General features: G+C 74.4%; 11 protein-coding genes. 5 read left to right on the top strand and 6 right to left on the bottom strand.

What is annotated here, in order from left to right; genetic code table 11:
- Nucleotides 1–31: 31 nt before the first annotated feature.
- Both ACA514_RS31395 and ACA514_RS31390 read right to left on the bottom strand, forming a co-directional pair.
- Entirely contained in the window at nucleotides 32–793 is a 762-nt protein-coding gene (locus ACA514_RS31395) for an SDR family NAD(P)-dependent oxidoreductase (RefSeq protein ID WP_375044873.1), read from the bottom strand.
- A gap of 21 nt (nucleotides 794–814) precedes the next feature.
- Nucleotides 815–2,203, bottom strand: a complete 1,389-nt coding sequence (locus ACA514_RS31390; RefSeq protein WP_375044872.1) for an MFS transporter — start codon at nucleotides 2,201–2,203, stop codon at nucleotides 815–817.
- A 92-nt stretch (nucleotides 2,204–2,295) separates the two neighbouring features.
- Here ACA514_RS31390 and ACA514_RS31385 point away from each other — a divergent pair, with 92 nt between their 5' ends.
- Nucleotides 2,296–3,249 (top strand): helix-turn-helix domain-containing protein, encoded by a 954-nt coding sequence (locus ACA514_RS31385; RefSeq protein WP_375044871.1) that lies wholly within the window; start codon nucleotides 2,296–2,298, stop codon nucleotides 3,247–3,249.
- Here ACA514_RS31385 and ACA514_RS31380 read toward each other — a convergent pair.
- Complete coding sequence (locus ACA514_RS31380; RefSeq protein WP_375044870.1) at nucleotides 3,160–3,531, bottom strand: YrdB family protein; 372 nt, start codon at nucleotides 3,529–3,531, stop codon at nucleotides 3,160–3,162. The two genes, ACA514_RS31385 and ACA514_RS31380, sit on opposite strands and share 90 nt — an antisense overlap.
- A gap of 47 nt (nucleotides 3,532–3,578) precedes the next feature.
- Between ACA514_RS31380 and ACA514_RS31375 the strand changes: the two genes are divergently transcribed.
- Nucleotides 3,579–4,718 (top strand): methyltransferase, encoded by a 1,140-nt coding sequence (locus ACA514_RS31375; RefSeq protein ID WP_375044869.1) that lies wholly within the window; start codon nucleotides 3,579–3,581, stop codon nucleotides 4,716–4,718.
- Here the strand turns inward: ACA514_RS31375 and ACA514_RS31370 are convergent, their stop codons facing one another.
- The gene (locus ACA514_RS31370) at nucleotides 4,719–5,573 is read right to left on the bottom strand and encodes a helix-turn-helix transcriptional regulator (RefSeq protein ID WP_375044868.1); all 855 of its coding nucleotides are present in this window, start codon (nucleotides 5,571–5,573) and stop codon (nucleotides 4,719–4,721) included.
- 181 nt (nucleotides 5,574–5,754) lie between these two features.
- Here ACA514_RS31370 and ACA514_RS31365 point away from each other — a divergent pair, with 181 nt between their 5' ends.
- The 3 genes from ACA514_RS31365 (at nucleotide 5,755) to ACA514_RS31355 (ending at nucleotide 7,944) form a co-directional block, all read left to right on the top strand.
- Complete coding sequence (locus ACA514_RS31365; protein ID WP_375044867.1) at nucleotides 5,755–6,534, top strand: alpha/beta fold hydrolase; 780 nt, start codon at nucleotides 5,755–5,757, stop codon at nucleotides 6,532–6,534.
- A 103-nt stretch (nucleotides 6,535–6,637) separates the two neighbouring features.
- Nucleotides 6,638–7,426 carry an SDR family NAD(P)-dependent oxidoreductase gene (locus ACA514_RS31360; RefSeq protein ID WP_375044866.1) on the top strand — a complete coding sequence of 263 codons (789 nt, stop codon included), beginning with the start codon at nucleotides 6,638–6,640 and terminating at the stop codon, nucleotides 7,424–7,426.
- Nucleotides 7,427–7,485: 59 nt separating this feature from the next.
- A complete protein-coding gene (locus ACA514_RS31355) occupies nucleotides 7,486–7,944 on the top strand; it encodes a MarR family winged helix-turn-helix transcriptional regulator (RefSeq protein ID WP_375044865.1) in 459 nt (152 codons plus the stop codon).
- A 13-nt stretch (nucleotides 7,945–7,957) separates the two neighbouring features.
- Here the strand turns inward: ACA514_RS31355 and ACA514_RS31350 are convergent, their stop codons facing one another.
- Together ACA514_RS31350 and ACA514_RS31345 are read right to left on the bottom strand one after the other, a co-directional pair.
- Nucleotides 7,958–9,547 (bottom strand): alpha/beta hydrolase, encoded by a 1,590-nt coding sequence (locus ACA514_RS31350; RefSeq protein ID WP_375044864.1) that lies wholly within the window; start codon nucleotides 9,545–9,547, stop codon nucleotides 7,958–7,960.
- Nucleotides 9,544–9,726 carry a hypothetical protein gene (locus tag ACA514_RS31345; protein WP_375044863.1) on the bottom strand — a complete coding sequence of 61 codons (183 nt, stop codon included), beginning with the start codon at nucleotides 9,724–9,726 and terminating at the stop codon, nucleotides 9,544–9,546. The genes ACA514_RS31350 and ACA514_RS31345 overlap by 4 nt, the downstream gene beginning before the upstream one ends.
- Nucleotides 9,727–9,735: the final 9 nt, after the last annotated feature.

Genomic DNA, 9,735 nt, shown 5'->3' with positions numbered 1-9,735 from the left:
AGCCTGCGCCCGGCACATCGCCTTCTCCGGTTCAGATCTGCCGCAGGGCTCCCCCGTCGACGGCCCATTCGGCGCCCGTCACCTGGGACGCCAGCGGGGACAGCAGGAAGGCGATGACGCGCGCCACGTCCTGCGGAGTACCGAGGCGTCCCGTGGGGAGCCGGCGCTCCTCCCGGACGAAACGGTCGATCGCCTGCTCCACCGGCAGCCCGTACTGGTCCGACAGCTGCTCGGCGAACCCGCCGGGCTCGTCCCACAGCCGCGTCCGCGTGGGGCCGGGAGTGACGATGTTGGACCGGATGTGGCACCGGCCGAACTCCCCCGCCAGCGTCTTCGACACCGACAGCAGCGCCGTCTTGGACGCCGCATAGTCGACCAGCGGTGTGTCGGGGAAGCGCGCGGCCTCGCTCGCCACGTGCACCAGGCTGCCCGCGCCCTGGTCGATCAGCGCGGGGAGCGCGGCGCGCGCCATCCGGACGGCGGCGTGGAAGTTCAGCTCGAACGTGGCGTGCCACTGGTCGTCGGTCACGTCCAGGAACCCGATCCGCGAGTCGAGGGCGCCGGCGTTGTTGACCAGGCCGTCCAGGCGCCCGTGCCGGTCGAGCGCGGCGTCCACGATCCGCTGCGCGGCGGACGGGTCGGTGAGGTCGGCGGCGACACCGTCCCCGGGCGGGGTGCGGGCGACGCCGACGACGTGCGCGCCCTCGTCCGCGAGCAGCCGGGCGGTCGCCGCGCCGATCCCGGCGGAGGCGCCGGTGACGATGACCACCTTGCCGGCGAGTTCGAGATCCATCGGATCGTCCCTTCCAGGGGTTCAGGAGCGGCGGAGGAACAGCCCGGCCAGGGCGGCTCCGGCGAGCGCGATCAGCGCGTTGACCAGCGTCGCGACGTGCACGCCGCCGAGGACGGAGGAGTTCGCGGTGGCGACGGCGCTCATCACCGGGATGCCGAGGGTGATCGCGACCTGCTGGGTCATGGTGGCGAGGCCGGTCGCGAGGCCCTGCTCGCCGTCCGGGAGGCCGGACGTCGCGGTCCCCATGAACGCGACGATCGCGACGAGGTTCCCGAATCCGCCGATCGCGGTCGCGGCGAGCATCAGCGGGAGCGCGGAGCGGTCCGCGCCGAGGCCGAGCAGCGCGGCCGTCGCGGCGGCCTGGAGGACGAGCCCGGCGGCCAGCGTCGCCCGTCCGCCGAACCGGCCCATGATCCGGGGCGCGGCGACGCCGCCCGCGAACGTCCCGGCGCCGAGGACGCCGAGCGCGAGGCCGGTGGCCAGCGGCGAGAAGTCCAGCACCTGCTGCAGGTAGAGGGTCATCAGGAACACCAGCGAGGTCTCGGTCGCGAAGGCCACGAAGCCGCCCGCGTTGCCCCAGGTCACCGTCCGCCGCGTCAGCACGCTCAGCGGCGCGAGCGGGGCCGGGGAACGCCGCTCGACCAGCACGAACGCGACCAGCAGGACGACGGCGGCGGCCAGCGCGACGAGGGCGACCGGGTCGGTCCAGCCGTGCTGCCCGGCCGCCGTGATGCCGTAGACGAGGGCGAGCAGGCCGCCGGTGACGGTGACCGCGCCGGGGACGTCCAGCCGCGCGCCGTCCCGCGCCCGGCTCTCGGTGACCAGCGCGGGCGTCACCGCCAGGATCAGCACCGCGACCGGCACGTTGACCAGGAACGCCCAGCGCCAGCTCAGCAGGTCGGTGAGCACGCCGCCGAGCACCGCGCCGACGGTGAACCCGGCCGACATCAGCGCCCCGCTCAGCCCGAGCGCCCGCGTCCGCAGCGGCCCCTCGGGGAACGAGGTGGTCAGCAGCGACAGCGCCGCCGGCGTCGCGATCGCGGTCGCCAGGCCCTGCAGCACGCGGCCGGTCAGCAGCATCGCGGGGGACGCGGCGAACCCGCCGATCAGCGAGCCGGCGGCGAGCAGCGCCATGCCGGCGAGCAGCATCCGGCGCCGTCCCGCCAGGTCGGCGACGCGGCCGAACAGCAGCGTGAAGCCGGCGGCGGGCAGCGCGAACGCGGTCGCGATCCACTGCAGCTGGTCCAGGCCGAAGCCGAGGCCGCGGCCGACCACCGGAAGCGCCACGTTGAGGATGGAGAAGTCGATGGCGAGCATGAACTGCGCGCCGAGGAGCAGGGTCAGGATCAGCTTGTGCCGCGGGGACATCCGCTCGGGGGCGGTCACTGCGGCGCTCGTGAGAACGCTCATGGCAGCGACTCTCGCGCCGCGTGGCGCGCCCACCCAGCCCCCGGCCTTTCGTACCACCGGCAGTAGCAGGATCAGCGGATAATCTCACCGGCATGGCGCGCAACACCGAACTGGGCGATTTCCTCAAGTCGCGGCGGGCACGACTGCGTCCCGAGGACGCCGGCGTCATCTCCTACGGGACGCGCCGCCGCGTGCCGGGACTGCGGCGCGAGGAGCTTGCACAGCTCGCGGGCGTCAGCGTCGCCTACTACATCCGGCTGGAGCAGGGCACGGCGGACGGGGTGTCCACCGAGATCCTCGACGCGATCTCGCGGGCGCTGCGGCTGGACGCCGACGAGCGCGCCCACCTGCACCGGCTCGCGCATCCGCCGCGCCGTTCCCGCCCGCGCGCCCCCGCCCGGCTGCGTCCGCCGCTCCAGCACCTGCTGGACTCGATCACCAACGCGCCCGCATACGTCGTCGGGCACTACACCAACGTCGTCGGCTGGAACCGGCTCACCGCCGCGATCTTCGTCGACCTCGCCGGCGTCCCGCCGGACGAGCGGACCTGGTCGCACCAGATCCACCTCAACGCCGACTACCGGGCGAGGCTCGGCGACAACTGGATCACGGTCGCCCGCCGCAACGTCGCCTACCTGCGCTTCCGCTCCGGGCAGGACCCGGACGACCCGCACCTGCGCGCGCTGATCGGCGACCTGCGGGAGCGCAGCCCCGAGTTCCGGCGGCTGTGGTCGGCGCACCACGTCACCGACCTGGCGTACGGCGAGGCCCGCATCGACCACCCCGACGTCGGACGGCTCGTCCTGCCGTTCGAGACCCTGCACCTGCCGGGCGACCCCGAGCTCAGCCGGCTGATGCTCTACGCCGCCGAGCCCGGCTCGCCGTCGGAGGCCGCGCTCCGCAAGCTCGCCGAGACGTCCCGGCACCTGTCCAGCGCCGACCTCGCCGCCATGGAGTCACTGGGCGGCGGCACGGAAGGCGGCGTCGCGGTCGGCGGTGGCCAGGGCGGTGTTGAGGACGGCGACGACGGCGAAGGCGACCGCTAGCGCCGCGTGATCGACGCCGTAGAGCGCGAGGGCCCCGGCACCGAAGACGACCGCCTTCACCAGCAGGACGAACGGCAGCGCGACCTTGAAGCGGGCGCGGGGCGCGGCGAACATCCCCCACAGGACCATCGCCGCCGCCGGCGTCCCGATGCCGAGGACGATGTGGACGATCACGTTGCCGCCCGTGGTGAAGCCCCACCACGCCGGCGCGGCGAGCGCGGCGATCTCCAGCAGGAAGGCCAGGCCCTCGTTCAGCACGTGCAACGGACCTGGTAGGCGCATGCGTGGATCGTCCCACCGGGCTCGCCGCCGCCGCTACCCTGCTCCCTGTGGACGAGCGGACCGTGATCGGCTGGCACGAGGACGGCCGGGACCGCTCGGCGCGGTGGCGGTCGGAGAGCGGCGCGGCCCCGCCCCGCCGCGTGGTGATCGCCGACGACGCGACGCGGGCCGACGAGGCGTACCGGCTGGCCTGCGAGGGCACGGCGCTGCTGTGGCGCGGCGACTTCCAGAACGCGCGCCAGTTGCTCGCGGCGATGGCGCGGCGCGCCGACCGGACGCCGCGTAAGCGCAGGCGCAAGGCGGAGCAGCCGTCCCAGGTCCAGGCGTTCCACCTCTACCGGCAGGCGCGCGCGCAGCGCGCCCGTACGCTCGGCATGCTCCTCGTCCCGGTCGAGTCCGGACACACGATCCCGCTAAGGCGCGCACCGGACGTCGTAGCGGCGTGCACGGAGGCGTACGGTCCGGCTGACGAGCCCTACGTCACGTCCCTGCGGGAGCTTCTCGGCCTGGTCGGCGCGCACGAATGGCGGGAGAAGGGCGTGCCGATCCCTGCGCTGGGGGGCGACCGCGTCCACCCGCACTACGGGGTGTTCTCGCCGGTAAGGGGCGAGTACGTGGACCTCGTCGCGCAAGCGCCGCTGCCCGCGACGACGGTCGCGTTCGACATCGGCACGGGGACGGGCGTACTCGCCGCAGTGCTCGCGCGGCGCGGCATGCAGCGCGTCGTCGCCACCGACCAGGACCCGCGCGCGCTTGGCTGCGCCCGAGACAACATCGAGCGGCTGGACCTGGGCAAGCACGTCGAACTCGTCCAGGCCGACCTGTTCCCGGAGGGACGCGCGCCGCTCATCGTGTGCAACCCGCCCTGGCTTCCGGGCAAGCCGGCCACGCCCCTCGAACACGCGGTGTACGACCCGGGCGGCCGGATGCTGCGCGGTTTCCTGGGCGGCCTCGCCGGCCGCCTGGAACCGGGCGGCGAGGGCTGGCTGATCCTGTCCGACCTGGCCGAACACCTCGGCCTGCGCTCGCGCGAGGAGTTGCTCGCGCTGTTCGACGCGTCCGGCCTGACCGTCGCCGGACGCCTCGACACCAAGCCCGCCCATCCCCGCACCGCCGACGCCGACGACCCCCTCCACGCCGCCCGCGCCGCCGAGACGACGTCCCTGTGGCGGCTCGCCGTCCGCTAGTCACACATGGCTGCGGTGCGCCGTCTCGGGGCCGATGACGCGGAGGAGTTCGAGGGCCTCGATGGCGCCCGAGCCGGGCGGCGGCGTGAAGACGAACACCCGCTGGTCCTCGGCCGGGGTCAGGAGGGCCTCGGTGTCGAACTCGATCGCGCCGATCTCCGGATGCAGGACCTTCATCCGGCTGGTGCGGTGGACGGCGACCTCATGCCGCTCCCATAGCCGGGTGAACTCCTCGCTCGCCCCGTGCAGCCGTTCGACCAGCGCGGACGCGGCGGCGTCGTTGCCGCGGCGGGCGGCGGCGGCGCGCAGGTGCGCGACGTGCTGCCGGCCGTGGTGCTCGTGTTCGTCCTCCGGGTACGCGGACCGGACGAACGGGTCGGTGAACCACCGCCACACGATGTTCCGGTCAGGCCCCTCGACCGTGCAGACGCAGCCGAAGAGGGCCTCGGCCAAGGCGTTCTGGGCCAGCAGGTCGCCGAGGTCCCCGAGGATCTGCGCGGGCGTCTCGTGCAACCGGTCCAGCAGGTAGAGCAGGCCCGGCCGGACGTGCTCGCCCGCGAGCGGGCCCGCCGGCGGCCGGTGCCCGGCGAGCAGGTACAGGTGGTCGCGCTCGTCCAGGGTCAGCCGCAGCGCGCGGGCGAGCGCGCCGAGCAGCTGCCCCGACGGCTGCGGGCTGCGGGCCTGTTCGAGGCGCATGTAGTAGTCCGCCGACATGCCCGCGAGCTGGGAGACCTCCTCGCGGCGCAGCCCCGGGGTGCGGCGGCGCGGTCCGGCGGGCAGGCCGACCTCCTGCGGGCGCAGCCGCTCGCGGGAGCGGCGGAGGAAGTCGGCGAGCTCCGTGCGGTCCATCTCCATGCCCCCATGATTCCGCGGCCGGCCCGCAGGTTCGAAGAGCTCAGACTGGGACCGCCTGTCCTAGCCAAAGCGGTCCGCTCCTCATCGCGGACGCGCGGTGGCAGCGTCGACGGCGTCCGGAGAAAACGGACCCGGGCCCGGAAAACGGACCGGAACGACTGACACCGAAGGACGGCCGAAAATGGCGACCACGCTCACCGTCGGGAACGCCCGCGTGACCTACCGCACCGAGGGCTCCGGGCCCGCCCTCGTCCTGGTGCACGGCGCCGGCCCCGGCTCGGTCATGTGGGACGGCCTGCTCGACCGGTTCACCGGCCACCGCACCGTGATCCTGCCCGACCTGTCCGGCAGCGAGCCGGCCGAGGACGACGGCTCCCCGCTGGCCATCGAGACCCTCGCCGAGCAGGTCAACGCCGTGATCGAGGACTCCGGCGCCGGCCCGGCCGACGTGGTCGGCTTCTCGCTCGGCGCGCCGACCGCCGCGGCCGCGGCGGCGCTGCGCCCCGACCTCGTCCGGCGGCTGGTGCCCGTCGCGGGCCTGGCCCACGCGGGCGACGAGTACGTCCGGCAGTACATGACCACGTGGCTGGAGCTCGCCGAAGCCCCGGCGGCCTTCGGGCGGTTCGCGACCCTGACCGCCCACAGCCGCCCGTTCCTCAACCGGATCGGGCACGACGCGGTCGAGGAACTGCACGCGTTCATGCGGCCGACCGAGGGCCTGCTGCGCCAGCTCGACCTCGTCCGGCGGCTCGACATCCGCTCCCTGCTGCCGAGGATCACGGCGCCGACCCTGGTGATCGGCGCGTCCCTCGACCAGACGATCCCCGTCGAGAACCACCGGGAGGTGTTCGCGGGCATCCGGGGCAGCGAGTACGCCGAGCTGGACACCGGCCACGTCGCCATGGGGGAGCGGCCGGATGAGTTCGTGAAACTCGTCCGGGACTTCCTCGACCGGCCGTGACCCGCGTCCCGCGGCACGGGGCGGGCGCGCCCAGCCTGGTAGATCGGATACCAGGTTGGGCGGGCCCTGGTTACCTGCGCCGCCCGCCGAGCAGGATGGGGCCATGCGTCCCATCGACCAGCAGACCATCCTGATCACCGGCGCGACCGACGGGCTCGGCCGCGCCCTGGCCGGCGAGCTCGCCGCCGAGGGCGCGACGGTGCTGGTGCACGGCCGCGACGACCGGCGCGGCGAGGACACCCTCAAGGAGATCGGCGGCCGGGCGTCCTGGTACCGCGCCGACCTGGCCTCGCTCGCCGAGACCCGCGCGCTCGCCGAGGCCGTCCGCGCCGACCATCCGCGGCTGGACGTCCTGGTCAACAACGCCGGGATCGGGACCGCGGGGCCGCGCCAGGAGAGCGCCGACGGCCACGAGCTGACCTTCCAGGTCAACTACCTGTCCGGCTACCTGCTGACCCGGCTGCTGCTGCCGGTGCTGACCGCCTCCGCGCCGGCCCGGATCGTCAACGTCAGCAGCCTCGGGCAGGCCGCTATCGACTTCGACGACCCGATGATCACCCGCGGCTACAGCGGGACGCGGGCGTACGGCCAGAGCAAGCTCGCGCAGATCATGTTCACCGTCGACCTCGCCGCCGAGCTGGCCGGGACGGGCGTCACCGCGAACGCCCTGCACCCGGCCACCTACATGCCGACGAAAATGGTCCCGTCGCCGATCAGCACGCTGGAGGAGGGCGTCCGCGCGACGCACCGGCTCGTCACCGACCCGGCCCTGGACGAGGTGTCCGGCCGGTTCTTCAACGGGCTGCGGGAGTCCCGCGCGAGCGACCAGGCCTACGACCCGGAGGCCCGCGCCCGCCTCCGCGACCTGTCGGAGCGGCTCACCGCCCCCTGAGGCGCGGCGGGTACCGCGGACGTCTATCGTTGGCCCGGCCAACGAGTAGACTGGCGCGCGTGATCTCCGACGACGCCCGGCCGCCCGAACGGCTCCGGCACGCCGCCACCTGGCTGATCAGCCAGGCCTCCGCGCACGGGCACCGGCTCGTCGCCGACGGCTTCGCCGCCGCCGGCGCGCGCGGATACCACTACCGGCTGCTCGCCACCCTGGAGGAGTACGGCCCGGCCAGCCAGGCCGACCTCGGCCGGCGCGCCGCCATCGACCGCAGCGACGTCGTCGCCGCCCTCAACGAGATGGCCGCCAAGAAGCTGGTCGAGCGCGCCCCCGACCCGGCCGACCGGCGCCGCAACATCATCACGCTCACCCCCGCCGGCCGCCGCCACCTGCGCGAACTCGACGAGGTCCTGGCCGGCATCCAGGACGCGCTGCTCGCCCCGCTGTCCCCGCCCGAACGCGACCAGCTCACCGGGCTGCTCACCCGCGTCACCGACCACCACGCGAAGACCCGTTCCTGACGCGGCGCGCCGGTCAGCCGATCGGCATCGTCACCGCGATCGGCCAGGCCAGCAGGACGCCGCCGACCAGCGCGGTCAGCCACACGGGCGCCCGCGCCGCGCGCAGCGCCGCCGCCTGGACGCCCTGCCAGACCAGCAGCGCGGCGATCAGCGGCGCCACCAGCAGCACGAACCACGACACCAGGCCGAGGACGGCGGCCAGCCCCAGACCGGCCAGTGCGCCGGCCGCCGTCCAGGCGTGGACCAGCGCGGCGACGCGTGCGCCGTATCCCTCGCACAGCGTCTCGATCCCGGCGAAGAACACCATGGCGCACAAGGCGACCGCCGCCAGCGCCCAAGGCCGGGGCCCGACCGGAACGGCGTGCGCCCAGCCCAGCTGAGCCGGCACGGCGAACGACACCACCGTCAGCACCACCAGCACGGCAGCGGCCGTGGCGATCCGCCTCCACGACCGTCCGCCCGCCTCCTCGCGACCCCGCCGCCGGACGAGCCGCACCGCGGCGCACAGGACACCGATCACGCCGAAGAACCCGGCCAGCGGCCCCGCCAACCCCACCGGAAGCAACCCCAGCGGAATCACCGCGACGGCCGCGACCGCCACCAGGACAGCGCCCGCCGGCACACCCAGAACAAGGGGCAACGGGAGCTTCGCGTGCCCGCCGCGCTCACCACCGGGCCGCCCCAGCAGCGCAGACGCGATCGCGGCGAAACTCAGCACGGCCGCCAGATGCAGCAGCATCGCCGATCCCGCCCGCTGGAACGGCCGGATCCCGACACCACCGCCACCGGCGGGACGGCCGAAGGCGCGATCGAACCAGGCGGCCGCCTCACGGTGCGTCCGCGGCTGGAAGAGGACACCGACGTGTTCGGCGCCGCCCACGATGACGGCCCGCCGCGCCGTCCCAGCGCGCGGATCCCCGTACGTGACGCCTGTACGCCCCTGTGGATAAGCCGCCCGCAGCGCGCCGACGGCCCCGTCACGGAAGTCGGGGAACTCCAATCCGCCCGCTAGCAGGAGCAGGTTCCGCGGCTGCGAGGCCGTCCCGCCGAACGGCATCGTCCCCTGCGAAATGGCCACCGTCGCCTGAACGTCCGGATGCGCTTCGGCGTAACGCACCACGGCGGCGGCGCCCATCGAATGACCGAGAAGGCCGATCCGCGCACCGTCCACCCCCGGCAAGGTCCGCAGATGACGGACCGCGACGTCCAGATCCCGATCCAGCCGCGCGTCCGCGGCCGGCCCGTCCCCCATGTTCGGCAACCGTTCGGTATTGGCGCCGCCACCCGCGAGATCCACCAGCTCGACCACGTACCCGCGACGCGCCAGCGTGTCCGCGAACCCCCGCATGAGTTGCATGCTCGCCGACAGCCCGTGCGCGACCACCACCCCGGGAAGCCGCCGCGCCTCTCCCTCGGGCCGCACCACCTCCACCGGCACCCCCGACACCACCCCGGACCGCCGCTCGACCCCCCGGTCAGCCGTCACCAACCCGGCGACCCCCACCACGACCGCAACGGCAGCGACCACCAGCACCGCGCCCCGCACCCACCAACGCCCAGCCTCCACCCCCACATGGACGCCACCAAACCCGCCCAAGTTCACCGAAAGCTCGCCTCGTTCCCAGGGGGACCGCGCGAGGACTCCGGCCCGCCGCTCCAGCCGCGCGGCGGCGGGAGGTACCCGGTGGCCTTCAGGAGCGTCCGGGTCTCGACGGCGCACAGGAGCGCGATGCCCCCGGCGACCTGCGACCGCGCCACGTCGGTGCCGTGGCGCCGGGGCACCGCCGATCC

It is taken from the genome of Actinomadura sp. NTSP31 (genome assembly GCF_041951385.1).
Lineage (GTDB): Bacteria > Actinomycetota > Actinomycetes > Streptosporangiales > Streptosporangiaceae > Spirillospora > Spirillospora napierensis.
Note: the sequence above shows the minus strand (reverse complement) of the source record. Positions and strands in the feature narration are given on the sequence as shown.

What these genes read in the sequence shown, in the direction of transcription:
- ACA514_RS31380 (WP_375044870.1), bottom strand. Translation starts at nt 3,531, where the DNA reads ATGCGCCTACCAGGTCCGTTGCACGTGCTGAACGAGGGCCTGGCCTTC.
- ACA514_RS31360 (WP_375044866.1), top strand. Translation starts at nt 6,638, where the DNA reads ATGCGTCCCATCGACCAGCAGACCATCCTGATCACCGGCGCGACCGAC.
- ACA514_RS31370 (WP_375044868.1), bottom strand. Translation starts at nt 5,573, where the DNA reads ATGGAGATGGACCGCACGGAGCTCGCCGACTTCCTCCGCCGCTCCCGC.
- ACA514_RS31395 (WP_375044873.1), bottom strand. Translation starts at nt 793, where the DNA reads ATGGATCTCGAACTCGCCGGCAAGGTGGTCATCGTCACCGGCGCCTCC.
- ACA514_RS31390 (WP_375044872.1), bottom strand. Translation starts at nt 2,203, where the DNA reads ATGAGCGTTCTCACGAGCGCCGCAGTGACCGCCCCCGAGCGGATGTCC.
- ACA514_RS31365 (WP_375044867.1), top strand. Translation starts at nt 5,755, where the DNA reads ATGGCGACCACGCTCACCGTCGGGAACGCCCGCGTGACCTACCGCACC.
- ACA514_RS31385 (WP_375044871.1), top strand. Translation starts at nt 2,296, where the DNA reads ATGGCGCGCAACACCGAACTGGGCGATTTCCTCAAGTCGCGGCGGGCA.